The following is a 25,214-nucleotide window of genomic DNA, read 5'->3' as shown; positions in this document are numbered from 1 at the left end:
GGTTGCCCTGCGAGCCGGTCGGGAGGCAGTGGACGGCGTCAGCACCCGATGCTGACGAATGTCATGCGGGGTCGCCGCTCCGGGACGTCAGGGGGCCCGGGGCAGGATCACCCCATGCCCGAACGCGTCCTCACCACCCGGCAGATCAACCGGGCCGTGCTGGCCCGGCAGCTCCTCCTGGAGCGTTCCCCGCTCGCCCCCGAGCGGGTGGTCGAGCGGGTGGCCTGCCTGCAGACGCAGTACGCGCCGGCCGGCTACGTCGGGATGTGGTCGCGCACCGACGGCTTCCGCAGGGAGCACCTCACCGACGCGCTGCTGAGCGGGCGCATCGTGCAGGGCTGGGCCATGCGCTGCACCATCCACATGCTCTCGGCACGTGACTACGCGCCCATCTCCGAGGCCGTGCGGATGCCCCGCCGCGAGTGGTGGCGGCGCTCCGCGAAGAGCCGCGCCGAGCTGCCGATGGAGCCGGTCGCCGACGCGGTCCGCGGCTACCTCGCCGACGGCCCGCTCAAGCAGGCCGAGATCCAGAAGCGCCTCGTCGCCGACGGGTTCGACCGGGACGCCTGGTCGGGTGCCCAGCTGTGGGTCGACCTGGTCCGGGTGCCGCCCGCCGGCACCTGGGAGCTGCCACGGGCCCACGTCTACGGCCTCGCCGAGCAGACGGTGCGCACGTCCGCCCCGTCGGAGCCGGTCGCGCGCGAGCTGCTCGTCACCCGCTACCTGCGCGGTTTCGGTCCCGCGTCGGTGAAGGACGTGGCGTTGTTCTGCGGCTGGAACCTGACGGTCACGCGCGCGGTGCTCGCCGGGATCTCGTTGCGGCGGTTCCGTGACGAGTCCGGTGGCGAGCTGGTGGACCTGCCGCGGGCACCGCTGCCGGACGCCGACACCCCGGCACCGGTGCGGTTCCTCGGCCAGTGGGACGCCGTGCTGCTGGTGCACGCCCGGCGCGGCCAGATCCTGCCGGAGGCGTACCGCAGCCGGGTCTTCGCCGCCACGATGCCGCAGTCCGTGCCCACGTTCCTCGTCGACGGGCAGGTCGCGGGCACCTGGCGCTTCGACGGCGGTGGCGTCGCCCTCGACCCGTTCCACGAGCTGGCGCCGCCGGTGCTGCGCGAGCTCGCCGCCGAGGGAGAGCGGCTGGCGGCGTTCGCTAGTGCGGCGGCAGGGTGATGTCGGCCGAGTAGGTGCGGTGGGCGCGCAGCTCCGCGAGCTGGCGCTCCCGTTCGCGGTCGGCGGGTGGGGTCTGCGGGAACAGCTGGGGGCGGGCCGCCGAGAGCCAGACGGCGAAGGCGACGCCGAGCAGAACGAGCAATGCGGTGTCCATGGCAGAGAGTCTTCGCTCGACAAGAAGCTGCCAACAGTGGCAGAGAAGACCGCTCACGGCAAGATCCTGCCACTATGCTCGGGGCATGCTCTCCACGGTCGCCGCGCTGCTGCTACCCGCCGTCTCGCCCTTCGAGTTCGGCACGCTGTGCGAGGTCTTCGGCACCGACCGCACCGCCGACGGTGTGCCCCCGATCGAGTTCCGGGTCTGCGGCCCGGTCGCGGGCGAGCCGCTCGACACCGGCAACGGCGCGTCCATCACCCCCGCGCTCGGGCTCGACGGGCTGGTCGGCGCGGATCTCGTGGCCGTCTCGGCCACCCGGTGGCGCACCTTCCCCGAACCCGCACTCGAGGCGCTGCGCGCGGCAGCGGCCGACGGCGCCACGATCCTCGGCATCTGCTCCGGCGCGTTCGTGATCGGTGCCGCCGGGCTGCTCGACGGCAGGCGGTGCACGTCGCACTGGATGCACGTCGACGACCTGCGTGCCACGTATCCGCAGGCGCTCGTCGACCCCGACGTCCTGTTCGTCGACGACGGCAACATCGTCACCAGCGCCGGCACGGCCGCCGGCATCGACGCCTGCCTGCACGTGGTGCGCCGCGAGCTCGGCAGCGCCGTGGTCAACGCCATCGCCCGCCGGATGGTCGTGCCGCCCCAGCGCGACGGTGGGCAGCGCCAGTTCGTCGAGCAGCCGATCCCGCAGTGCTCCGCCGACGCGCTGGCCCCGGTGCTGGAGTGGGTGCTGGAGCACCTCGACGTCGAGCACAGCGTCGCGGAGCTCGCGCGGCGCGCCCGGATGTCGGACCGCAGCTTCGCCCGCCGGTTCGTCGCCGAGACCGGCACCACGCCGCACCGCTGGATGACGTTGCAGCGCGTGTTGCTCGCCCAGCGGCTGCTGGAGGACACCGATCTGGGCGTCGACTCCGTCGCCACCCGCTGCGGGTTCGGCAGCGGCGCGCTGCTGCGCCACCACTTCCGCAAGGTCGTCGGCGTTGCCCCCGCGGACTACCGGCGCACCTTCCAGGGAGGCCTGGCGATCGCGGGTTCCTGAACTATCGTTCAGGAGTGGGCACCGAAGCCGTACTTGCCGAGAGGGACGCCGACGGCGTCCTCACCCTGACCCTGAACCGCCCCGAGCGCCGCAACGGCTGGGGCGACGACATGCAACAGGCGTACTACGCGCACCTGGAAGCGGCGGCCACCGACCCGGACGTGCGCGCGGTCGTCCTGACCGGGGCGGGCACCACGTTCTGCCCCGGCGCCGACATGACGCGCCTGACCGGGCTGGCCGAACCGGGTGCCACGCTGCCGCACCTGCCCGTCGACGTCCCGCGACGGTTCCCGAAGCCGCTCATCGCCGCCATCAACGGCGCCTGCGCGGGGGTCGGTCTGGTGCAGGCGCTGTGGTGCCACGTGCGGTTCGCGTCCGACTCGGCGCGGTTCTCCACCGCGTTCGCCCGCCGCGGGCTGGTCGCCGAGTACGGCATCGCCTGGACGCTGCCGCGGCTGATCGGCGTCGGCAACGCCATGGACCTGCTCCTGTCGGCCCGCACGTTCGAGGCAGTCGAGGCGCACCGGCTCGGCCTGGTCAACCGGATCATGCCGCGCGAGGACGTGCTCGGCGCCGCGCAGGACTACGCGCGCGACGTCGCCCGCAACTGCGCCCCGAACTCGCTCGCGGTGATCGCCGGGCAGGTGCTCGACGACCTCGATGTGACGTTCGAGGCTTCGCTCGAGCGCGCCTGGGACCTCGTCGACACGACCATCGGCAGCCCGGACCTGGCCGAAGGGGTGTCGTCGTACCTGGAGAAGCGTCCACCGCGGTTCGCGCCGCTGACGAGGAAGGACTGATCCGTGGCCGTCGAGAGGTTCCCGGTGGAAGCCGGGCACGTGCTGATGTTCCGCAGGGCGATCGGCGACGAGCGCGAGACCGACCTCGCGCCGCCGACGTTCGTGCAGGCCTCCGCGCAGTTCGATCCCGAGTACCGGCTGCGGCCGCGCGACGGGGTCGACTGGTGGGGGTCGGCAGCCGGCCCGGGCGCGCCGCCCGCAGGCGCGGGGGGCGGCGGTGGCGGCCTGCACGCCGAACAGCACTACACCTACCACCGGCCGGTGCGCGTCGGTGACGTCCTGCACGCCACGGTCCGCGAGGGCGAGCGCTGGGAGAAGGTCGGCCGCTCCGGCACGTTGAAGTTCTTCGAGACGATCACCGAGTACCACGACGAGAGCGGCGAGCTCGTCGTGACCGCCCGCGGCATCGGCGTGCTGAAGGAGAGCTCATGAGCAGCGTGAACGGGCAGCCGATCGCGGTCGGTGACACCCGCGAGACGGTGGTGGTCGCCGACCTGACGCGAACGCGGATCGTCCAGTACGCGGGCGCGTCCGGCGACTACAACCCGCTGCACACCGACGAGCCGTTCGCCACGCAGGTGGCCGGCTATCCCGGCGTCTTCGCCCACGGCATGCTGACGATGGGGCTGGCCGGCCGCGCCGTCACCGACTGGGTCGGGGGCGAGGAACGCCTGCTGGACTACGGCGTGCGCTTCACCGCGCAGGTGTGGCCCGGCGACACGCTGACCACCACCGTCACCGTCGCGGGGGTCACCGACGGCACGGCGGCGTTCACGCTCGTCACGGTGAACGCGGAGGGCGCCACGGTGCTCACGGGAACGGCCACGGCGAAGCTGGACTGAGCGCGCGGCCGGGACACGCCGCTCCGAACACAGCACACTCGCTCGCGAACGGGCGCTCCACGCGGCAGGATCGGCTCACCACCACGCAGGAGTTGACCGCCATATGTCTCAGGACCCGGCGCGCGTCGCCGTGATCGGAGCCGGGCCGTCCGGCCTCTACGCCGCAGCGGCGCTGCTCACGTCCGAGGTGCCGGTGAGCGTCGAGGTGCTCGACCGCCTCCCGGCGCCCTACGGCCTGGTGCGCTACGGCGTCGCACCGGACCACGTCAAGATGAAGTCGGTGATCCGGGTCCTGCAGAAGCCGTTCGACCCGGCGCTCGTCGAGTTCCTCGGCGGGGTCCGGGTCGGCACCGGCGGCATCGGCCTGGACGTGCTGCGCCAGCACTTCCACGCCGTCGTCCACGCCACGGGCAGCGCCGTCGACCGGGGGCTCGGCGTGCCGGGGGAGGAGCTGGCCGGCTCCTACGGGTCCGGTGAGTTCGTCAGCTGGTACTGCGGCCATCCCGACTTCGTGAAGCTGGACCCACCGCTCGACCACCCCGGCGTCGCCGTCGTCGGCGCCGGCAACGTCGCGCTGGACGTGGCCAGGGTGCTGGCCCGCTCGGCGGCGGAGATGGCCGCCACCGACGTGCCGGACCGCGTGCTCGACGCGCTGCGCGGCAGCGCCGTGCGCGACGTCCACATCCTGATCCGCCGCGGCCCGCAGCACGTGCGGTTCACCCCGGCCGAGCTGCGCCAGATCGGTGACCTCGCCGACGCCGACGTCATCGTGCACGACGACGGGCTGCTCGCCGCGGGCGTCGCGGAGCCCGAGGACCGGCGCCAGAAGCAGAACCTCGCCATGCTGACGGAGTGGGCGGGCGGGGCGGGCGGCACCGCTCCCCGGCGGGTGCACCTGCGCTTCCTGCGCAGCCCGGTGCGGCTCAACGGGGAGAACGGGCGCGTCAGCAGCATCGTCGTGGAGCGCAACCGCATCGACGAGGACGGGCGCGTCGTCGGCACCGGCGAGGAGGAGACGCTCGCCGTCGGCCTCGTCGTGCGGGCCATCGGCTACGCCGCCGAGCCGATCCCCGGCCTGCCGTTCGACGCGGCCACCGGCACCGTGCCCAACGACGGCGGCCGCGTGCTCGCCGACGGCGTGCCGGTGCCCGGCGAGTACGTCACGGGCTGGATCAAGCGCGGGCCCACCGGCGTGATCGGCACCAACAAGGGCGACGCCAACGAGACCGTGGCAGCGCTGCTGGCCGACCTCCCCGGCCTCCCGCCCCCCACCCGTCCCGAGCCCGCACAGCTGCGGGAGGCGCTGGCCGCTGCGGGCATCCGCCCCGTCGACTGGACGGGCTGGCTGCGCCTGGACGCCGAGGAGATCCGCCGCGGCGGCATGCGGGAGGCCGAGCGCGTCAAGGTGGCCGACCTGGCCGAGATGCTGGAGATGGCCCACGGCACCTGAGCAGCTCCGCTGAGCGGGGCGGTTGACCGATTCTCCCGATCCGGACAGGATTCGGCGCGTGGATCCGGTGACACTGATCGTGACGGCCGTAGCACTGGGTGCATCAGCCGGCTTGAAGGACACCGCCGCGTCAGCGGTCAAGGACGCCTACGCCGCGCTCAAGGCGCTGCTGGGTCGGCGCCGGGTCGACGTGTCCGGGGTCGAGCGTCGCCCCGACTCGGCTGCGCAACGGAGCGCGCTGGAGGAGAACCTCGCCGACGTGCCCGACGTGCCCGACGACGAGCTGCTCGCCGCGGCCCGGCGGGTCACCGACGCGGTCGCCGCGAACGATGCCGGCGCGGCCCCGGCGATCGGCATCGACCTGCACGACGTGCAGGCGGAGTTCCTCAAGATCAGTTCGGTGTCCGCGAGCGGAACCGGTGTGAAGGTCGACGGTGCCACGTTCAGCGGCGGCATCACCATCGAGGGCGTCCGGGCGGGAGAGTCGCCGGACCCCTCGGCGCGGTAGGGCGGCCCGCTCCCACCGCGTCGCTGGAGGGCGATCCGCGCGCGCCGGTGCCGCGCAGCGGCGGCAACGTCGCGCTGGACGACGTCTACGTCGGCGGGGACTTCACGGTCGTCTTCGGCGGTGCCACCGAACGGCCGGCCCCGCTGACCCCGCAGGACCGAGCGGGGTACCTGGCAGCCGTCACCGCGCGCTACCGGGTGCTGGACCTCTCGGCGCTGACACCGGAGAGCGAGGACGAGCACCTCCCGGTCCTGCTGCGACAGGTGTTCGTGCCGCAGACGGTCCGGGCCGATCCGGCGCCGGTCGAGCTGCCCCGGGACCTGTGGCGACGTCTCGTCGAAACCGGTGATGTCGGCTCGGCCGAGCTCCCCGACGAGATGGAGCACCTCGATCGCGAGCTGCTGGCCAGGGCTCGCGCGTCGCACGCCGCCCAGGTCCCGCGCGCGATCACCCAGTTGTTGAGCGATCCCGCGCAGCGCCTCGTCGCGCTGCTCGGTGATCCCGGAGCGGGCAAGTCGTCGCTGCTGCGCTACCTCGCGTTGGCCCTGTCGGGCGAGCAGGTCCCCGACGAGCTCTCCGGGCTGGCCGGGTGGCTCCCGGTGATCGTCGAGCTGCGCTCCTACGCGGGGCCGGGATGGCGGGTCGGGCGCTGGGCGGACGGGACGCTGCTGGACTTCCTCGACCATCAGCACGCCAACGAGGGGCTGGGGCTGCCCCGGCAGGTTCTGGAGCAGTACCTCTCGTCCGACGGCCGGGCCGTCGTGATGTTCGACGGCCTCGACGAGCTGTTCGACGCCGCCCAGCGCGAGGAGACCGCGCAGCGGATCGCCGCCTTCTCCCGACGGTTCCCCCGGGTGCGGGTCGTCGTGACATCACGGGTGATCGGCTACCGCCGCGGGGTGCTCGACGGCGCCGGCTTCCGGCTGCACCAGCTCGAGGATCTCGACGCCGAGCAGATCGGCACCTTCATCGATCAGTGGTACCGCCTCGCCTCCCGCGGCAACCAGGTGGAAGCCGACAGCCGATCGGCGCGGCTCCGCACGTCGATCGACCGCTCACCCTCGGCGGCGGATCTGGCCGGGAACCCGATGCTGCTGACGATCCTCGCCGTGATCGGCAGGCGCCGCGAGCTGCCGAAGGAACGCCATCGGGTCTATCGCCACGCGGTGGAGGTACTGACCCAGCACTGGGACCTCAACCGCGCGGTGCGCGATACGAGGGTCGCCATGGACTACATCGACGAGGAGGACAAGCGCGAGCTGTTGCGCCGGATCGCGCGCCGCATGCAGGAGGGCCGCGGCGGCATCGCCGGCAACCACATCCATCGCGACGACCTGCTCGCGGAGTTCCGCGACTACCTGCAGGAGCGGTACCAGCAGCCGCTGGATCAGGCGAAGATCGTGGCCAAGGCCATGCTGGAGCAGTTCCGCGATCGCAACTTCATCCTGTCGCGGTTCGGCCCCGGCACCTACGGGTTCGTGCACCGGGCCTTCCTCGAGTACTGCTGCGCCGACGAGATCGTCTACCGGTTCAAGGAGTCGCGGGACCTGCCGACCGAGGAGCTCGTCACGGTCGTGTTCGGCGGCCACGCAGGTGATCCGGCCTGGCAGGAGGTGCTCCTGCTCATCGCCGGGATGATCCACGAGCGGTTCCTCGCCAAGATCATCGACCACCTGTTGGAGCTGGGGAACGCGCCCGGCGTCCGGGTCGATCCCGACACCGTCGGCCGGCACTGGATCCTCGCGGCGCGCTGCCTTGCCGAGGCCCGCAGCGCCGCGATGCTGCAGGCGCAGTCGGAGCGCATCGTCGACGGCCTGATCGAGAACCTGACCGTGATCCGGACGACGATCGTGACCAGGAGGACCTGGAACACGCTCGGCCTGCACTACGCGCTCCGCGCCGTGGTGATCGTGGTGCAGGACATCGGGCCGCAGCTGCCCGCCCGCAACCGCTACCTCGACTGGTTCCGCGGTTGCCCGGTGCCTCCCGAGACCTATGACAACGCGGAGCGGTGGCGGTTCGCGAGGACGACCACCGAGATCGCCTGTGCGCTGTTCCCGGGCGATCCGGACCTGCGGGCGCTGCTCGTCGGCCGGATCGACGACCCGGACGTGCACGTGCGCGAGGCCGCGATCGATGAGCTGACCGCGGGCTGGGCCGACGAATCCACGCGGACGCTGCTGATGGAGCGGGCCAGCAGGGACGTTCGTCCTGATGTCGCCGCGGCGTCGGTGGAGGCACTCGCCGGCCGGTGGCCGGACGCCCGCACCCGCGCTGTCGTGACACGCTGCTTCGCCACCGGGCACGACGGGAGGGTCCGGCGGGCCGCGATCCATGCCATGGTGTCGGCGTGGCCCGATGCCCGGACGCGGGCCCTCCTGCACACCAGTGCCGGCTCCGACCCGGATTGGGCGATCCGGCAGCTCGCCCTGGCGCAGCTGGCGGCGGGATGGCCGGATGCCGAAACCCGTGACGTGCTCGTCCGCAGCGCCACCACCGACCACGACGACGATGTGCGGAAGGCCGCCGCCGAGGAGCTCGCCCAGCGCTGGCCGGACCACCGCACCCGAGACCTGCTGGTGGTGCGGGCCACCGCGGATCCCCACGAGCTGGTCCGTGCGGCGGCGGTCGCGGCCCTCGGAACCGGATGGTCCGATGACGGTTGCCGCGACCTGATCGAGTCGCGCGCAGCGACGGACATCCACGAGGACGTCCGGAAAGGAGCGGTCGAGGTCGTCGCACGGGTCTGGCCGGACGACCGCACCCGTGCCCTTCTCCTGTCGCGAGCCACCGCCGATCCGCACTGGTCGGTCCGGTTGGCGGCAGTCGACGCCGTCGTGCAGACCTGGCCGGACGCGACGACGCATCAGTTCCTGCTGGCGGGGATGCGCAGCGAGCCGGACGAGATGGTCCGCCGCACCATCGTGCTCGCACTGGCAGGCGGCTGGCCCGACGACCGGACCCGGGCACTGGTGACCGCATCCCTGTCGGCCGACCCGGATGCGGAGGTGCGTGCGTCGGCCGTCGAGGTGCTCGCGGCCGCCTGGCCGGACGCGGACTCCTGGGCGCGCATCGCGTCGGCGTCCACGCGTGATGAGGACTGGTCGGTCCGCTCCGCTGCGCTGGTGGCGCTGGGCCGGCACTGGCCCGATGATCGAACTCGGGCGCATCTCACAGCGCGCGCCACCACGGATCGCGACGAGGTCGTCCGTGCGGAGGCGCTCGACGAGTTGGTACTGCGATGGCCCGATGATCGAACTCGGGCGCTCCTGGTGACGCGGGCGCGCGCCGATGCGGACGAGTACGACCGGCGATGCGCCATGGACGGGCTCATGCGGGGATGGCGCGACGAGCAGACCCGCGCGCTGCTGACCACGTGCGCCGCCGAGGACCCGGACGAGAACAACCGATCCGCGGCGCTGGTGGTCGTCGTCGGGAGCTGGCCGGACGACCGATCCCGAGCCCTTGCGCAGGACCGTTCGAGGGCTGACTCCGATCCGACCGTCCGCCGGGCGGCGGCCGAGGCCCTCGCCCACGCGTGGCCGGACGAGCCGACACGCTCCGACGTCGCGGATCTCGTCCGGGCAGACCCCGCCGAGTCCGTTCGGTCGGCCGGGTTGGACATCGCGGCCCGGATCTGGCCCGACGAGCGAACGCTCGCCATGGTCACGTCCCGGGTGACCGCCGACCCGGACGACGAGGTCCGGCAGACCGCGCTCGCCGCCCTCACCCGGCTCCGGCCGGACGGCGCGACGTGCGCGGTGCTCCGTGACCGTGCGGCGGTGGATCCGGGGGAGGGCGTGCGGGGCAGTGCTCTCGAGACGCTCGCCGGTGCATGGCCCGATCGGCCGACCCGCGAGCTGCTCGAGGACCGGGCGGTGACCGACCCGGCCGAGGACGTTCGCAACACGGCGCTGGAACTGCTGGCGCAGGGCTGGGCGGACGAGCGGACCCGGACGCTCATCGCGTCGCGTGTGACGGCGGACCCGGACGAGGACATCCGCGTGCGCGGTCTGGAGCTCCTTGCTCTGCCGGGACTCACCGCAGCGGACTGCTCGTGGCTCGCGGCCGTCGCCACCTCCGACGGGGCCGAGGCCGTCCGCAAGGATGCACTGGCGATCCTCGCCTGGGCCCGGCCCGATGCGGCGACCCGAGGGCTGATCCTCGCGCGGACCGTCGACGACCTGCACGAGGACGTCCGCGTCCGCGGGCTGCAGGAGTTGTTCGGGAGCTGGCCCGACGAGCGGACCCGCACGGTGGTCACCGAACGGGCCGGCGCCGACCGGCACGAGGATGTCCGGATCGCGGCGCTGGAGCTACTCGCCCAGCAGTGGCCGGACCCCGGGTCCCGAGCCGTCTTGGCAGCCCGGATCGCGACGGATCCCCACGAGAAGGTTCGGGAACGAGGGATCGACCTGCTGCTGACGACCGCGGATCCGCCGAGCGCCGGGACCTGGGCGATGTTGATGGATCGGGTCGCCGCCGATCCGCACGAGGACGTCCGGATGCGCGCACTCATCGAGGTGTTCCGACTCGGGACCCCCGAAAGGGGCCGCGCGCTGCTGGGCTCGGCGGCCACGACGGACGACGCCGGGTACGTCCGGCGCACGGCGTTGGGTGTGCTGGGTTGGCAGTGGCCCGACGACGAGAGCCGCGCACTGCTCGCCGACCGCGTCGTCGCCGACGTGGACGAGGACGTCCGCGCTGCGGCGCTCGAGGTGCTGGCTCGTACGTGGCCCGACCGGACGACCCGCGACCGAGCGGTCGCGCTCGTCACGACCGACCCGCATGCCGACGTCCGGCGGAAGGCCGTGGACGTCGTCGTGCGGTTCTGGCCCGACGAGCAGACCCGTGCGGTGGTCGCGGCCGCGCACGCGGATCCCGACCCCGAGGTCCGGCAGGCGGTGCTGGACGAGCTGGCGCGGCAGTGGCCCGACGCGCGATCTCGTGAGACGGTTGCCGCGGGTGTCGTCGATGATCCGGACGTCGAGGTCCGGGTGGAAGCGATGGACCTGCTCCGGTGGAGGTGGCCGGACGATCGGACGGCGGTCCTGCTGGCGGAGCGCGCCGTTGCCGATCCCCACGAGGATGCGCGAACGAAGGCCGTTGAGCTGCTCCATCCGGCCGGGCACGACACCGCGGTGCGCGCGATGCTGCTCGACCGCGCGACGGCAGACCCCGACGGGACCGTCCGGGAGCGGGCGTTCGAGGGCTTGCTCCGATCGAAGTACGACGGGCTCCGGGACCTCTTCACGGCGAGTGCCACGACCGAGCCCGACGAGAACACGCGCGGCGAGATCCTGGGGGCGGCGGCGTACCTCTGGCCCGACGAGCAGACCCGGGCGATGCTCGTCGAGGCCACCGCGCCCGCCGTCCAGCCGGCTGAGGTTCGACAGCGTGCGTGCGAGCTGCTCGTCCAGGTCTGGGCGGACGAGCGGACCCGGGCGCTCCTGCACGAGCGCACCGTCCACGACCCGGAACCGGATGTGCGTGCGGCAGCGCTCATCGAACTGGGTCGGGTGTGGGCGGACGAGCGCACCCGCGCACTCGTCGTCGATCGGGTGCAGCAGGATCTCGGTGCGGAGGTGCGGCGCGCGGCCGTCGAGGTTCTCGCCAGGCAGTGGCCGGACACACCGACCCGGGTCACGCTCGTCGAACGGGTTGAGTCCGACCCCGACGAGGTGGTGCGCGAGGCGGCGCTGGCGAGCGTCGCCCGGATCTGGCCCGATGACCGGACGCGCGCTCTGCTCGCGCTGCGCGTCGTGGCCGGCACCGGCGCGGCGGAGCGGGTGACGGCGCTCGACGCCTTGGCCTGGAACTGGTGGGGCGACCGCACCAGGGAGCTGGTGATCGGGCGGGTCGGCAACGACCCGGACGCGGCCGTCCGGGAGAAGGCGATCGAGATCCTGCTGCGCCAGCAGCCTGATGGCCGCGACCGGGCGCTGTTCGTCGAGCTCGCCACCACGGACCCACACGAGGACGTTCGCGCGGCAGCGCTCGCGGGCGTGGTCCGACCCGGCCTGGACGAGTCGCTGCGCCCGCTCCTCACCAGACTGGCCGGCACCGACACCGACGAAACCGTGCGGGAGGGCGCACAGACGGTGCTGGGATGGCTCGGGAACACGACCTAGTCTTGCCCGGTGCGCTCATTGCTGCTGTCGCGTCGGGACCTTGACTTCCTGCTCCACGACTGGCTCGAGGTCGAGTCGCTGACGAAGCGGTCCCGCTACGCCGAGCACTCCCGCGAGACGTTCGACGCGGTGCTGGAGCTCGCCGAGCAGATCGCCACCGACCACTTCGCCCCGCACAACCGTGCCGCCGACAACGACGAGCCGCGCTTCGACGGCGAGCGGGTGCACATGATCCCCGAGGTCGCCCGCGCGCTGCGGGTGTTCGGCGAGGCCGGGATCGTCGGTGCCGGGATGGACGCCGAGGTCGGGGGCATGCAGCTGCCGCAGGCCGTGACGCAGGCGTGCTTCCTGTGGTTCCAGGCCGCCAACATCAGCACCGCGGCCTACCCGTTCCTGACGGTCGCCAATGCCAACCTGCTGCTCGCGCACGGATCCGCCGAGCAGATCGCGACGTACGTCGAGCCGATGGTCGCGGGCCGGTTCTTCGGCACGATGTGCCTCTCCGAGCCGCAGGCCGGCTCGTCGCTCGCCGACATCACGACCCGTGCCGAGCCCCGTGACGACGGCTCCTACCGGCTGTTCGGCAACAAGATGTGGATCTCCGCGGGCGACCACGAGCTGAGCGAGAACATCGTGCACCTCGTGCTCGCCAAGGTGCCGGGCGGACCGCCGGGGGTGAAGGGGATCTCGCTCTTCCTCGTGCCGCGGGTCCTGCCCGACGGCGGCCGCAACGACGTGGTGCTCGCGGGTGTCAACCACAAGATGGGCAACCGGGGCACCGTCAACACGCTGCTGAACTTCGGCGAGGGTCGGTTCCTCCCCGGCGGGGAGCCGGGGGCCGTCGGCCACCTGGTGGGGCAGGAGAACCGCGGCCTCACCTACATGTTCCACATGATGAACGAGGCCCGCGTCGGCGTCGGGGCGGGCGCTGCGGCGCTGGGTTACACCGGCTACCTGCACGCGCTCGACTACGCGCGCACCCGCACGCAGGGCCGTCCGGCGGGGGCGAAGGACCCGTCGGCGCCGCAGGTCCCGATCATCTCCCATCCCGACGTGGCCCGGATGCTGCTGGCGCAGAAGTCCTACGTGGAGGGCGCCGTCGGGCTGATCCTCTACTGCGCCCGGCTCCTCGACGAGGAGCGCACCGCGGCCACCGACGCCGAGCGGGCGCGGGCCCACCTGCTGCTCGACGTGCTCACCCCGATCGCGAAGAGCTGGCCGTCGCAGTGGTGCCTGGAGGCCAACGCGCTGGCGATCCAGGTGCACGGCGGCTACGGCTACACGCGCGAGTACGCCGTCGAGCAGCTCTACCGCGACAACCGGCTCAACCCGATCCACGAGGGCACCCACGGCATCCAGGGCCTTGACCTGCTCGGTCGCAAGGTCGTGATGGACGGCGGCGCCGGGCTCGCCCTGCTGCTGGAGACGATCGGTGCGACGGCAACGCGGGCCCGCGCGGCCGGTCACACCGAGGAGGCCGACGCGCTCGCGGCCGCGGCCGAGCGCATCGCCGAGGTCACCCGCACGCTGTGGGCCGCCGGCGACCCCGCGGTGGCGCTGGCGAACTCGTCGATCTACCTGGAGGCCGTCGGGCACGTCGTCATGGCGTGGATCTGGCTGGAGCAACTGCTGGCCGTCGGGAGCCACGACAGCGACTTCCATGCCGGCAAGCGCGCCGCCGCCCGGTACTTCTTCCGCTACGAGCTGCCCCGCACCGGGCCGCAGTTCGCGCTGCTGGAGAGCCTGGACCGCACCACGCTCGACGTCGAGCCGGGCATCCTCTAGCGCCCGCGGATGGAGCCCGTCACCTTGCCGTTGCGGGCGGTGGCCAGGCAGACCACCTCACGGTCGTTGCGGCGCCAGCTCGCGGCGTCCGGGCTGATCGCGGCGAGGCCGATCGCGGTGTCGGTGCCCGCGGAGGGCGCGTAGGCGTCGAGCCGCTCGTTGCACGCGTTCTCGACCGTGTCCTCGACGGCCGGGTCGCCGGGATAGGTGCCGGCGGGCAGGGAGAAGACGGCGAAGACCTCGGCGTCGTGCGGCTGGGCGCACGGCAACGTGCCGCTGCCGCTCCCGCTGTTGCGGTTGACGCAGTCACCGGCGTGGTAGCCCGACGTCGTCACGGTGGCGCCGCTCGCGGGCAGCATCGTGATCAGCGCGACGATCAGTGCCCAGACCACGACCCAGACGGCCGACACCACGAGCGCCGCGATCGCGAACGCGCGTCCGGTCTGCCCGTTGCGGCGGATCTGGCCCAGGCTGACGAACGCGAGAACGGCCGCGATCGGGAACAGGCTGATGATCGCGACGACCAGCGCGGCGACGGCGAGCCCGTTGACCGTCGGCCGTGGCTGCGGACCCAGCGGCGGGTAGCCCAGCCCCGCGGGCGGTGGTCCCCACTGCTGGATCGGACCGGGATAGGGCTGTATCGGAGAGGGCCGGACCGGGTGGGACGGCCCCCACTGCGGTGCCTGTCCGGGAACGCCCGGCATGGGTGGCATCGACACCCCGCGACCCTAACGTCCGGATCTTGTGGAGTCCCGGGGAACACCCCGGTCGTGATGATCAGCAGGGGTCGACGGCGACGACGGCCGGCAGCGCGAGCAGCTGGGCGGTGAAGCGCTCCAGCTCGGCGCCCGTGAGCGAGACCGTGCAGGTGATGCTGCTGTACGGGACGCCCTCGCGAACGTCGGCCGCGAAGTCGCGCACCGGGTAACCGCAGGTGGCGAGCGCCGAGCCGATGCACAGGATGCCGGCCATGCCGTCGGTGGTGACGATCTCGTGGCGGCGGTGCTGGCGCGGGATGTAGGTGGTGCGCGGGGATTCGTCCAGAACGGTCATGATCGGCTCCAGGGGTTCCACAGTGGTGGGTGACCCGAGCCAGGCCTCGGTGAGGAGGAGGAACGCGCGTCGACGACCTGGCTCAGCCGACGCGCGGCCGTACGGCCGCGTCGAGGGCAAGAGCGAGGGAGCGCATGTGCGACACCGTAGCAAGCCGATCCGGAGGAGGCCAGCGGGCCGCGCGTTGCGCGTCGGTCACGATCGGGGAAGCTGCCGGGTATGACGACGACGGTTGCGGTGACGGGAAGCAGCGGCAAGCTCGGCCGGCACGTGGTGCTGGACCTGACCGACCACGGATACCGGGTGGTGGCGATCGACCGGGTCCCCGACCCGGACTCGGTCGCGGCGGCGTTCGTGCGGGTCGACCTGACCGACTACGGCCAGGTCCTGGAGGCCCTCACCGGTGTCGACGACCGCCATGCCGGCGTCGATGCGGTGGTGCACCTCGCCGCGATCCCGGCTCCCGGCCTGACCACCAATGCGGCGACGTTCGCCAACAACATGCCGGCCACCTACAACGTGTTCGCCGCGGTGCGCGCCGCGGGGATCCGTAACCTCGTCTGGGCCTCCAGCGAGACGGTCCTGGGTCTGCCCTTCGACACCCCGCCGCCCTACATCCCGGTGGACGAGGCCTACCCGCCGCGGCCGGAGAGCACGTATTCGCTGGTCAAGACGCTGGAGGAGGAGCTGGCCCGCCAGTTCTGCCGCTGGGTGCCCGAGCTCAAGGCGATCGGCCTGCGCTTCTCCAACGTCATGGACGTGGCCGACTACGCCCGCTTCCCCGCCTTCGACGCCGATGCGCAGGCGCGGAAGTGGAACCTGTGGGCCTACATCGACGGGCGAGACGGCGCCCAGGCTGTGCGCAAGGCGCTCGAGCACCCGATGACCGGCACCGAGGTGTTCATCGTCGCCAACGCCGACACCGTGATGTCGCGCCCGAGCGCGGAGCTGGCGGCCGAGGTGTTCCCGGGTGTGCCCGTCACCCGGGAGCTGGGCGAGCACGAGACGATGCTGTCGATCGACAAGGCGCGCCGGGTGCTGGGCTACGAGCCGGAGCACAGCTGGCGGGGGTAGCAAGCGTCTCACCGGTCATCCGATCCAGCCATGAGTGCCGACGACGTGACCGTCCGGGACCTCCGCAACCACGGCGGTGATGTGTTGAACCGGGTCGAGAGCGGTGAGACGCTGGTCGTCACCCGGGACGGACGCCCGGTCGCCGAGCTGCGACCGCTGCCGAGACCGCGGCTGAGCGCAACCTCCCTGCTGGCACGGTGATCGCGTTGCCGACCCTGCGGTCCGAGAAGGGCCTGCCCGACGAGCCGGTCATCAGCTCGATCACCCTTGCCGAGCTGTCCGTCGGCCCGTTGGTCGCGGCCTCTGCCGCCGAGCGGGCCGCCCGCCAGTCCGTCCTCCAGCAGGCCGAGTCGGACTTCGGCATCGAGGGGGTGCCGGTACCGATGGACCGGTAGGCGAGCTCAGGCCGCCCGCAGCACCTCGATCGCCGGCGCGAACAGCTCATCGGCATGCGCGTAGGGCGCGTAGAACTGGAAGCGGTCCACGAAGTCGCCGAAACGGGTGAGCAGCGCCGACCCCAGCCGGTCGGGCTCGGCCACCACCGCGAACGTAGCGAGCATCTCGTCGTCGATCAGGTCGGCCATCTTCACCCAGCGGTCGTCGTCGGTGCCGCGGGAGAGCTTGTTGAGCTCGACGCCCGCCTCCTCCCAGCCGTGCAGTTCGAGCACGCCGCGGTAGCTCGGGGTGCTGCCGTAGAACGCGATCTGCTGGCGCACCCCGGCGGCGGCCGCGGCCATCTGCTCCTCCGTGTCGCCCGTGACGACGAACGCGGAGAACGCGATCGAGAAGTCCTCCAGGGTGCGGCCCGACGTCGCGAGCCCCTCCTTGAGCAGCGGGATCGTGCGCTCGCGCAGGTACCGGTCGGTGGTGAACGCGTGCGGCTGGATCCCGTCGCAGACCTCGCCCGCGGTGCGCGTCATGTGGTCGCCGACGGCCGCGATGTAGACCTTGGGCGGTCCGTACGGGTTGGGACCCGGATCGAAGAACGGTGTCATCAGGGTGTGGGAGTAGAAGTCGCCGCGGAAGTTGAGCCGCTCGCCGGTGTTCCACGCGTCCCAGATGGCGCGCAGCGCCTGCACGTACTCGCGCATCCGCGGCGCCGGGTGGCTCCACGGCATGTTGAAGCGGCGCTCGATGTGCGGCTTGACCTGGCTGCCGAGCCCGAGCAGGAACCGGCCCTTCGAGTACAGCTGCAGGTCGTTGGCGACGTAGGCCGTGCTCATCGGGTTGCGCGCGAACGCGACGGCGATGGCGGTGCCCATCGCGATGCTCTCGGTGTGCTCGGCCACGGGCAGCAGCGCCAGGAACGGGTCGTGCGCCGTCTCCACCGACCACAGCCCGTTGAACCCCGCCGCTTCGCGCTCGCGTGCATCCGCGGCGATCTCCGCGAGCCCGTTGCCGCGAGACATGGCGTCGACCTGCATGGATCTCTCCTGACGAGTGCGTCCGCTCCGGCCTTTCCCGGATCATCGCCGACGCGGCGCGGATCGGGAAGCAGGCGCCGGTAGCGTTCTGCCGTGCCGACCGAAGCGCGGGGGACCGTCGCCACCCGCCCGACAGCGGCCGAGCGGGTGCGGCGGTGGTCGCCGCTCGTGGTGCTGCTCGCGCTCTTGGGGCACGCCGTGGTGCTCGCCGTCTGGCCCGACGCGCACCTGCTCCTGATCGATCTGCAGGTCTACCAGGCCGGTGGCCGGCACGTCCTGGACGGGCAGCCGCTCTACGACGGCGGTGTGCTGCTGACGCTCCCGTTCGTCTACCCACCAGCGGCCGCGCTGCTGTTCGCGCCGCTCGCCGTCCTCCCGCTGCCCCTGCTCAAGATCGCGTGGACGGCGGCGTCGCTGCTGCTGCTGGCCTACGCCGTGCGGCGCTGCCTGCGCACCCTCGGCGTGCCGCCCGGGCCGGCGCTGACCGCGGCCGCCGTCGCGCTGGTCGCGGTCGCCACCTGGCTGGACCCGGTGCGGACCACGCTGTACCTGGGCCAGATCAACCTGCTGCTGCTCGCGCTCGTCGTCGGCGACGTGCTGGGCCGCCGCGACAGCCGCTGGCGCGGTGTGGGTGTCGGGCTGGCGGCCGCGTTGAAGCTGACGCCGCTGCTGTTCGTCGGGTACCTGCTGCTGGTCGGGCGGATCCGGGCGGCGTGTGTCGCACTGGGCGTGTTCGCCGCCACCGTCGCGCTCGGGTTCGTGCTCGCGCCCGCCGACTCCGTGGCGTACTGGCTGCAGGGCCGGTTCGCGGCGGCCGACCGGATCTCGCCACCGGCCGCCACCACCAACCACTCGTTCAACGGCCTGATCGCGCGAGCCTTCGGCGAGACGACGTGGGCGTACCTGCTGGGCGCACTCGTACTCGTCGCCGCCACGGCCTGGGTCGCCCTGCGGGCGCACCGGCGGGACCAGGAGTTGCTCGCCGTGACGCTGTGCGGGCTCGGTACGGCCGCTGTGGCGCCGTTCGCGTGGTCGCACCACTGGGTGTGGACGGTGCCGCTGCTCGTGCTGGTGGGCCACCAGGCGGTCGTGCGGGGTGGTTGGCGGCCGGTGGTGCTGCTGGCCGGGCTGCTGGTGGTGACGGCCGCGGTGATCACGGCGCTGCCCGGGCCGGGGGTGGGGCCGATCCCACGCACCGGGCTGATCTCGCTGTTGCCCGACGCCTACCTGGGGCTGTTCGTGGTGACGCTGGTGGTGGCGGGGTGGAGTGTGCGCAGGGTGGCGGCCACTCGCTGATCGCGTTGCAAGAACGCCCGCCATGAATCGGCGCTTGCGGTTGGGGGCGTGCCCGGCTTCAGTGCGCCCTCGCCGGGCTGCGCGTGGGGCGGGCGCATGATCGGGCTGCGCCAGGTCGGCGGGAGGGCACAACAACCACCGGCGTGCGCGAGCCGAGGCGCACAGGAGGGCCCGGCGTGGGGCTGTGGGTGCGGTGGTTGCAGGAAAGCCACTTTCCCGCAACGACGTTGCGGGAAAGTGGCTTTCCTGCCATCCGTGAGAGGTACCCGCAACGCAGAAGGCCCCGCCGATCGGCGGGGCCTTCGACGTGTGCTGCGTGCGATCTAGTCGACCAGGTCCTTGGGCCGTCCCGAGAGCACCTCGCGGCGCTGCTCGACGGACTCGTGCTCGGCCACGGCGTCATCGGCCCTGGCCTGCTCGAGCGCTGCGGTCTGCTCCACGGGGTCCGGCTTGAGCAGCGAGCCGGAGACCGGCGCCCCGCCCATGCCGAGCTGGTTCATCCGCTTCGGCACCGCGGCACCCTGGTAGGCCAGGGGGATGGCGTGGCCGTGCTCGTCGACGCCGCCCAGTGGCTGGTGGACCTCGATGAACTCGCCGTGCGGGAGCCGCTTGATGATGCCGGTCTCGATGCCGTGCTCGAGGACGGCGCGGTCACCGCGCTGCAGGCCGATGCAGAACCGGTAGGTCACGTAGTAGGCGATCGGCGGGACGATCAGGACGCCGATGCGGCCGGCCCACGTGGTGGCGTTGAGGGAGATGTCGAAGAAGTACGCGATGATGTCGTTGCTGCCCGAGAGCACCAGCACCGCGTAGAACGCGATGCCCATGACGCCGAGCGAGGTGCGCACCGGCACGTCCCGCGGGCGCTGCAGCAGGTTGTGCAGCGCGTTGTCCTTCGTGAACTTCCGCTCGATGAACGGGTACGCGCCGGCGATCGTGTAGAGGATCGGCAGGAACGCGGGGCTCGCCCAGAACGCCGGCGGCAGGTTGTAGTTGCCGATGTAGATGTCCCACGGCGGGAAGATGCGCAGCATCCCCTCCGTGAACAGCACGTACCAGTCGGGCTGCGACCCCGCCGAGATGTGCGCCGGGTTGTACGGCCCGAAGTTCCAGATCGGGTTGATCTGGAAGAGCCCGGCCATCAGGCCCAGCACGCCGACGGTGACGGCGAAGAACGCGCCGCCCTTGGCCGCGAACGTGGGCAGGATCCGGACGCCGACGACGTTGCCCTCGGTGCGGCCGGGGCCGGGGAACTGCGTGTGCTTCTGGTACCAGACCAGCCCGACGTGCACGGCGATGAGCGCGAGCAGGATGCCCGGGATCAGCAGCACGTGCGCGATGTAGACGCGGGGGATGATCTCGGTGCCGGGGAACTCGCCGCCGAAGATCGCCCAGTGCGTCCACGTGCCGATCACCGGGACCGACAGGATGAAGCCCGAGGCGATGCGCAGGCCCGTGCCGGACAGCAGGTCATCAGGCAGCGAGTAGCCGGTGAACCCGGCGAAGAAGCCGAGGAACAGCAGCAGCACGCCGATGATCCAGTTGGCCTCACGTGGCTTGCGGAACGCGCCGGTGAAGAACGTGCGGATCATGTGGGCGACCATCGCGGCCAGGAACAGCAGCGCGGCCCAGTGGTGCAGCTGGCGGACGAACAGGCCACCACGGACGTCGAAGGAGAGATCCAGCGAGGTCTTGTAGGCCTGCGACATCTCGATGCCGCGCAGGTTGGTGAACACGCCGTTGTAGGTGACCTCGACCATGGAGGGATCGAAGAACAGCGCGAGGTAGACACCGGAGAGCAGGAGGACCAGGAAGCTGTAGAGCGCGATCTCGCCCAGCATGAACGACCAGTGCGTGGGGAAGACCTTGTTGAACTGCTTCCGCATGCCCGCCGCGGGGTGGTACCGCTGATCGAGCTCGTCGAGGGCGGAGGCGACCTTGGCCGCACCCGCCGACGACGACGTTGGCGTGGTAATCGCGCTCATACGTTCCTCCGCTCCCAGAAGGCCGGGCCGATCGGCTCACGGAAGTCGCCCGTGGCCACGAGATAACCGCGTTCGTCCACGGTAATCGGAAGTTGGGGAAGTGACCTGGTGGCGGGACCGAAAACCGGCCGACCGTACTCGGTTGCCAGGAACTGCGACTGGTGGCACGGGCACAGGATCCGCTGCGTCTGCGCCTCGTACAGCGACGTCGGGCAGCCCAGGTGCGTGCAGATCTTGGAGTAGGCGTAGTAGTCGCCGTAGTGGTAGTTCTCCTGGCCAGGGCGCTGGATGACGTTCTGGGCGGGGCGCAGCCTGATCAGCATCACCGGGTTGTCGGAGCGGCGCAGCGCGGCGGCGAGCGCCTCCTCGTTGCCCCGTTCGGACTCGCGGAAGGGGAACACCGTCTCCATGGAGCCGGCGTCCTGGTCCTCCGGACGGACCAGCGCGATCTCGTGGGCGTCGCCGGTGTCGCGGCGCAGGTAGACCTTCTCGCCGTTGACCGGCTTCCAGCCCGTGGTCCACAGCGCGGCGTCGTTGCCGCCCTTCCAGGGGTTGCGCACCAGCGGCGCGATGGCGGCGATGCCGATGCCCAGGCCGAGCAGGCCCGCTGCCGCGCCTGCCGAGCGCTTGATCAGCGAGCGGCGGGCGATGCCGGTGTCCTGACCGGCGGCGGCCAGCTGGGCGACGATCGCCTTGCGGGCGACCTCGTCGGACGCGCCGTCGTGGCGCTGCTGCACCGAGACCTCGGCGGGGAAGAACTTCTTGACGTAGGCGATGACGCCGATGCCCAGCGCCAGCACCATGAGGCCGAACGACGTGCCGACGATCGGGGTGTAGAGCGCGTAGATGCCGTGCCCCGGGTCCGACGGTGCCTTGTACTCGTACGGCCAGAACAGGAACGACCCGAGGAACGCGAGGCCGGCAACGGCCGACAGCGCGAACCAGAAGGCGACCGAACGTTCGGCACGCTTCTCGGCGCGGGTTCCGGGTACCGGCCACGGGCGGCGGTTGTGCAGGATCTCGACGTCGTCGAGCTCCGAGGCGAGCCGGGCCCGCTCCTCCTGCGTCATGTCGTCGACCTCGGCGGCCGTGGGCACGCGGGGGCCCTGGTGCGATGTGGTCACTGCTTCGCTCCCAGCCACAGGGTGAACCCGATCAGGGCGGCCAGTCCGACGATGAACGCGACGAGCCCCTCGGACACCGGTCCGATGCCGCCGAGCGCGTTGCCGCCGGGGTTGTTGTTACCGTTGGTCACCGACTTGACGTAGGCGATGATGTCCTCCTTCTCCTCCGGCCCGAGCTGCCGGTCGGAGAACTTGGGCATGTTCTGCGGGCCCGTGAGCATCGCCGTGTAGATCTGCGTCTCGGACGCGGGGTCGAGGTCCGGGGCGAACTTGCCCGAGGACAGCGCGCCGCCGCGGCCGGTGAAGTTGTGGCACGACGCGCAGTTGAGCCGGAACAGCTCGCCGCCGCGGGCGGGGTCGTTGCCGCGCAGCTCCTCGCCGGTCTTGTCCGGAACCTGCGGGCCGCCTCCGTTGGCCTGGATGAAGGCGCCGAGTGCGTCGAGGTTGGCCCGACCCTCCTCGGTGGCGGGGTCGAACTGCGGCATCGGGGGCTTGCGGGTGGCCTGCGCCTCCTGGCGCGCCAGCGGCATGCGGCCCGACGACACCTGGAAGTAGGCGGCGGCGTCGCCGACACCGATCAGGCTGGGGCCGTGCTCGGCAACACCCTGCAGGTTTGCGCCGTGGCACGTGACGCAGGTGTTGTTGTAGAGCTGCTGGCCCTTGGCGACGAGCGCGCTGTTGCCCTGCGCCGTGGCGACCTGGGGCGCCGGGGTGAACGCGGTGTAGAGGCCGCCTGCGGTCACCAGACCGATGCCCAGTGCGGCGAATCCCGCCACCCTGCGACGGAACCGGGTGCGCGGACCCCGCGCCTTCTGTGTCGACGGCGCGGGTTGCGGCGCCTTGCCCGACGGGAGTGTGGTGGTCATCGTCTGCGTCTTCCTGCCCTTGCGGTCGGCAGCGTCACGAACGGGAACATGAGCGGGTCAGCGGATGAAGTAGATGACGGCGAACAGCCCCACCCACACGACGTCGACGAAGTGCCAGTAGTACGACACGACGATCGCCGCGGTGGCCTGCTGTGGGGTGAACTTGCTGAGCTTGGTGCGGATGAGCAGGAAGACGAACGCGATCAGGCCGCCGGTGACGTGCAGGGCGTGGAAGCCGGTGGCGAGGTAGAAGACCGTGCCGTACGCGCTCGAGGAGAGCGTGGTGGCGTGCTCGGTGACCAGCACGCGGTACTCGTTGGCCTGGCCCAGCACGAAGGCTGCGCCCATGACCAGCGTCAGGAGGTACCACCGGCGCAGCCCGAACACGTCGCCACGTTCGGCGGCGAAGACGCCGAACTGGCAGGTGAACGAGGACGCCACGAGGATGATCGTCACCACGAGCGCGTAGGGAACGTTCAGCTCGGTGGGCTCGGGGGGCCAGGTGCTGGTGGGCGGATTCTGCGCCCGCGCGGTGAAGTAGATCGCGAACAGCCCGGCAAAGAACATCAGCTCGCTGGACAGCCAGACGATGGTGCCGATGCTGACCAGGTTGGGGCGGTTCAGCGAATGGATCCGCGCACTGATGTTGGGAGCGGCTGTCGTCACCCGGGCATTATGACCCCCGGCCAACTTCTACAGCCTGTCGGGCTACCCGGTTGGTGGACACGACCCGGTCACAGAACGGATGGGCGCCCCGTCGAGTTCCGCTGGAGTCCCCACTAGAGTTCGCATCGTGAGCGAGCTTGCGAGCGAATCAGAGTCACAGCGCCTGCGCGCAGCGCCGACCGAGCGCAGCGAGGGAGAGCGATGAGCAGCCCTGTCGCGAGCGAGACACTGACCGTGCTGGTGTTCAGCCACCGTCCGGAGGTCCGGGAAGCCATCACGATGGCCATCGGTCGCCGGCCCGCGCCGGACCTCGGCCGGATCAAGTTCCACGAGACCGGGGCCATCGCCGACGTCCTCGTGGCGCTCGACGCCGGCGAGATCGATCTGTGCATCCTCGACGGTGAGGCGCAGCCCACCGGCGGCATGGGCCTGTCCCGGCAGCTGAAGAACGAGATCGACGACTGCCCGCCGATCGTCGTGACGGTCCGCCGCCGCGATGACCGCTGGCTGGCCACGTGGTCGCAGGCCGACGCGGTCCTCGTGCACCCGCTCGACCCGCTCACCGCAGCCGAGACGGTCGCCGACGTGCTGCGCCGCTCGCGTGCGGGCGATCTCCCCGCCGTCCGGAGCTGACACCGTGGCCGACGCCGGCGCGCTGACCTGGTCCGGGCTCATCGGGCGGCTGCTGCGCCGCGAGGACCTCGAGACGTCCGACACGGCGTGGGTGATGGACCGCGTGCTCAACGCGGAGGCCACCTCCGCCCAGCTGGCCGGGTTCCTCATCGCGCTGCGGGCCAAGGGCGAGACCTCCGCGGAGATCGCGGGCCTCGCCGCCACGATGCTGCGCCACGCGCGCCGCGTCACCGTCGCGGGCCGGGCCATGGACGTCGTCGGCACCGGGGGTGACCAGGCCCACACCGTCAACATCTCCTCCATGACCGCTGTCGTCGTCGCGGCCGCGGGAGCGCCGGTGGTCAAGCACGGCAACCGCGCGGCCTCCTCGGCCAGCGGGGCGGCCGACGTGCTGGAGGCACTCGGCATCGCCATCGACCTGCCGCCCGCAGGCGTCGAGTCGTGCGTCACCGAGGTCGGCATCGGGTTCTGCTTCGCTCCCGTGTTCCACCCGTCGTTCCGCCACACCTCCGGCCCGCGCCGCGAGCTGGGCGTGCCCACGGCGATGAACGTGCTGGGCCCGCTCACCAACCCGGCACAGCCGGCGGCCGCGCTCGTCGGGTGCGCCGACGCCCGGATCGCGCCGGTGCTCGCCGAGGTGTTCGCGGGACGCGGCAGCTCGGCGCTCGTGGTGCGCGGCGACGACGGCCTCGACGAGCTCACCACCACCGGCACCAGCACCGCATGGGTGGTGGCAGGCGGCGAGGTGCGGCAGGAGAGCATCGACCCGGCGGCGTTCGGGATCGCCCGCGCCACCCGGGAGGACCTGCGCGGCGGCTCGCCCGAGGTCAACGCCGAGGTGTTCCGGCGGCTGGTGGCAGGCGACAAGGGTCCCGTGCGCGACGCGGTGCTGCTGAATGCGGCGGGTGCGCTCATCGCGTTCGACGGCGCGCCGGAGCAGCTGGCTGCGGCCTTCCCCGCGGCGCTGGAACGGGCGGCGGCAGCGATCGACTCCGGCGCCGCCCAGACGCTCCTGCAGCGCTGGGCGGAGTTCTCGACGGGTCTCGCGGGTCACTGACCCGCTCACGCACATCGCGAGGTGCCGGCGCACACCGTGGACGGTGTGCGGGACCCCCTGAGGGTGTGCGTAGCTAGTTGTACTGACCGGAGACGTTGGTTGAGGTCGTGTGACGACACGATCTGAATGATCTTGAGGTGGA

23 protein-coding genes are annotated in these 25,214 nt (G+C 71.9%); 15 read left to right on the top strand and 8 right to left on the bottom strand.

The genetic code is table 11. The features are described from left to right. The first annotated feature begins 114 nt into the window (after positions 1-114). Positions 115-1,173 (top strand): winged helix DNA-binding domain-containing protein, encoded by a 1,059-nt coding sequence (locus tag ACFPFQ_RS00585; protein WP_379613550.1) that lies wholly within the window; start codon positions 115-117, stop codon positions 1,171-1,173. Here ACFPFQ_RS00585 and ACFPFQ_RS00580 read toward each other — a convergent pair. Continuing rightward, positions 1,154-1,327: a hypothetical protein gene (locus tag ACFPFQ_RS00580; RefSeq protein WP_379613549.1), complete on the bottom strand. Its 174-nt coding sequence runs from the start codon at positions 1,325-1,327 to the stop codon at positions 1,154-1,156. The two genes, ACFPFQ_RS00585 and ACFPFQ_RS00580, sit on opposite strands and share 20 nt — an antisense overlap. An 85-nt stretch (positions 1,328-1,412) precedes the next feature. Here ACFPFQ_RS00580 and ACFPFQ_RS00575 point away from each other — a divergent pair, with 85 nt between their 5' ends. From ACFPFQ_RS00575 to ACFPFQ_RS00540, 8 genes are all read left to right on the top strand, one after another. Then, positions 1,413-2,378, top strand: a complete 966-nt coding sequence (locus ACFPFQ_RS00575) for a GlxA family transcriptional regulator (RefSeq protein WP_379613548.1) — start codon at positions 1,413-1,415, stop codon at positions 2,376-2,378. A gap of 14 nt (positions 2,379-2,392) precedes the next feature. Next, positions 2,393-3,178 (top strand): enoyl-CoA hydratase-related protein, encoded by a 786-nt coding sequence (locus ACFPFQ_RS00570; protein WP_379613547.1) that lies wholly within the window; start codon positions 2,393-2,395, stop codon positions 3,176-3,178. A gap of 3 nt (positions 3,179-3,181) precedes the next feature. Then, positions 3,182-3,610 carry an FAS1-like dehydratase domain-containing protein gene (locus ACFPFQ_RS00565; protein WP_379613545.1) on the top strand — a complete coding sequence of 143 codons (429 nt, stop codon included), beginning with the start codon at positions 3,182-3,184 and terminating at the stop codon, positions 3,608-3,610. Beyond that, on the top strand, positions 3,607-4,020 hold the full coding sequence (locus ACFPFQ_RS00560; protein ID WP_379613543.1) for a MaoC/PaaZ C-terminal domain-containing protein: 414 nt from the start codon (positions 3,607-3,609) through the stop codon (positions 4,018-4,020). Before ACFPFQ_RS00565 ends, ACFPFQ_RS00560 begins: the two co-directional genes overlap by 4 nt. A gap of 103 nt (positions 4,021-4,123) precedes the next feature. After that, the gene (locus ACFPFQ_RS00555; RefSeq protein ID WP_379613541.1) at positions 4,124-5,470 is read left to right on the top strand and encodes an FAD-dependent oxidoreductase; all 1,347 of its coding nucleotides are present in this window, start codon (positions 4,124-4,126) and stop codon (positions 5,468-5,470) included. A gap of 58 nt (positions 5,471-5,528) precedes the next feature. Beyond that, positions 5,529-5,978, top strand: coding sequence for a hypothetical protein (locus tag ACFPFQ_RS00550; protein WP_379613540.1), 450 nt, complete (start codon positions 5,529-5,531; stop codon positions 5,976-5,978). Positions 5,979-6,025: 47 nt separating this feature from the next. Continuing rightward, positions 6,026-12,109, top strand: a complete 6,084-nt coding sequence (locus ACFPFQ_RS00545; protein WP_379613538.1) for a HEAT repeat domain-containing protein — start codon at positions 6,026-6,028, stop codon at positions 12,107-12,109. Between the two features lie 9 nt (positions 12,110-12,118). Continuing rightward, entirely contained in the window at positions 12,119-13,894 is a 1,776-nt protein-coding gene (locus tag ACFPFQ_RS00540; protein ID WP_379613536.1) for an acyl-CoA dehydrogenase, read from the top strand. On the opposite strand, the gene ACFPFQ_RS00535 is transcribed toward ACFPFQ_RS00540, so the two are convergent. After that, positions 13,891-14,607, bottom strand: coding sequence for a DUF4190 domain-containing protein (locus tag ACFPFQ_RS00535; protein ID WP_379613584.1), 717 nt, complete (start codon positions 14,605-14,607; stop codon positions 13,891-13,893). The two genes, ACFPFQ_RS00540 and ACFPFQ_RS00535, sit on opposite strands and share 4 nt — an antisense overlap. Positions 14,608-14,671: 64 nt before the next feature. Then, on the bottom strand, positions 14,672-14,947 hold the full coding sequence (locus tag ACFPFQ_RS00530; RefSeq protein ID WP_379613534.1) for a hypothetical protein: 276 nt from the start codon (positions 14,945-14,947) through the stop codon (positions 14,672-14,674). Positions 14,948-15,166: 219 nt separating this feature from the next. Here ACFPFQ_RS00530 and ACFPFQ_RS00525 point away from each other — a divergent pair, with 219 nt between their 5' ends. The 3 genes from ACFPFQ_RS00525 to ACFPFQ_RS00515 are packed head-to-tail and all read left to right on the top strand — an operon-like array spanning position 15,167 to position 16,416. Then, on the top strand, positions 15,167-16,021 hold the full coding sequence (locus ACFPFQ_RS00525) for an NAD-dependent epimerase/dehydratase family protein (RefSeq protein ID WP_379613532.1): 855 nt from the start codon (positions 15,167-15,169) through the stop codon (positions 16,019-16,021). 30 nt (positions 16,022-16,051) lie between these two features. Further along, entirely contained in the window at positions 16,052-16,222 is a 171-nt protein-coding gene (locus ACFPFQ_RS00520) for a type II toxin-antitoxin system Phd/YefM family antitoxin (protein WP_379613530.1), read from the top strand. 5 nt (positions 16,223-16,227) lie between these two features. Further along, on the top strand, positions 16,228-16,416 hold the full coding sequence (locus ACFPFQ_RS00515; protein WP_379613529.1) for a hypothetical protein: 189 nt from the start codon (positions 16,228-16,230) through the stop codon (positions 16,414-16,416). A gap of 6 nt (positions 16,417-16,422) precedes the next feature. On the opposite strand, the gene ACFPFQ_RS00510 is transcribed toward ACFPFQ_RS00515, so the two are convergent. After that, positions 16,423-17,445: an LLM class F420-dependent oxidoreductase gene (locus ACFPFQ_RS00510; protein WP_379613527.1), complete on the bottom strand. Its 1,023-nt coding sequence runs from the start codon at positions 17,443-17,445 to the stop codon at positions 16,423-16,425. A gap of 93 nt (positions 17,446-17,538) precedes the next feature. On the opposite strand from ACFPFQ_RS00510, the gene ACFPFQ_RS00505 reads away from it, so the two are divergent. Continuing rightward, positions 17,539-18,741 (top strand): glycosyltransferase 87 family protein, encoded by a 1,203-nt coding sequence (locus ACFPFQ_RS00505; RefSeq protein WP_379613525.1) that lies wholly within the window; start codon positions 17,539-17,541, stop codon positions 18,739-18,741. A gap of 323 nt (positions 18,742-19,064) precedes the next feature. Here ACFPFQ_RS00505 and ACFPFQ_RS00500 read toward each other — a convergent pair whose 3' ends face one another. Genes ACFPFQ_RS00500 through ACFPFQ_RS00485 form a run of 4 tightly spaced genes read right to left on the bottom strand, consistent with a single transcriptional unit; the run spans position 19,065 to position 23,349 of the window. Continuing rightward, positions 19,065-20,726 carry a cytochrome b gene (locus ACFPFQ_RS00500; RefSeq protein ID WP_379613523.1) on the bottom strand — a complete coding sequence of 554 codons (1,662 nt, stop codon included), beginning with the start codon at positions 20,724-20,726 and terminating at the stop codon, positions 19,065-19,067. Further along, positions 20,723-21,850 carry a ubiquinol-cytochrome c reductase iron-sulfur subunit gene (locus ACFPFQ_RS00495; RefSeq protein ID WP_379613521.1) on the bottom strand — a complete coding sequence of 376 codons (1,128 nt, stop codon included), beginning with the start codon at positions 21,848-21,850 and terminating at the stop codon, positions 20,723-20,725. Before ACFPFQ_RS00495 ends, ACFPFQ_RS00500 begins: the two co-directional genes overlap by 4 nt. After that, positions 21,847-22,716 (bottom strand): c-type cytochrome, encoded by an 870-nt coding sequence (locus tag ACFPFQ_RS00490; RefSeq protein ID WP_379613519.1) that lies wholly within the window; start codon positions 22,714-22,716, stop codon positions 21,847-21,849. Before ACFPFQ_RS00490 ends, ACFPFQ_RS00495 begins: the two co-directional genes overlap by 4 nt. 57 nt (positions 22,717-22,773) lie before the next feature. Further along, positions 22,774-23,349, bottom strand: coding sequence for a cytochrome c oxidase subunit 3 (locus ACFPFQ_RS00485; protein ID WP_379613582.1), 576 nt, complete (start codon positions 23,347-23,349; stop codon positions 22,774-22,776). Positions 23,350-23,583: 234 nt separating this feature from the next. Here ACFPFQ_RS00485 and ACFPFQ_RS00480 point away from each other — a divergent pair, with 234 nt between their 5' ends. Then, positions 23,584-24,015, top strand: coding sequence for a hypothetical protein (locus ACFPFQ_RS00480; protein WP_379613517.1), 432 nt, complete (start codon positions 23,584-23,586; stop codon positions 24,013-24,015). 4 nt (positions 24,016-24,019) lie between these two features. After that, a complete protein-coding gene (gene trpD, locus ACFPFQ_RS00475; protein ID WP_379613515.1) occupies positions 24,020-25,072 on the top strand; it encodes an anthranilate phosphoribosyltransferase in 1,053 nt (350 codons plus the stop codon). The last annotated feature ends 142 nt before the right edge of the window (positions 25,073-25,214 follow it).

It is taken from the genome of Pseudonocardia sp. GCM10023141, from assembly GCF_042653605.1.
This window is presented reverse-complemented; position numbering and strand designations above follow the sequence as displayed.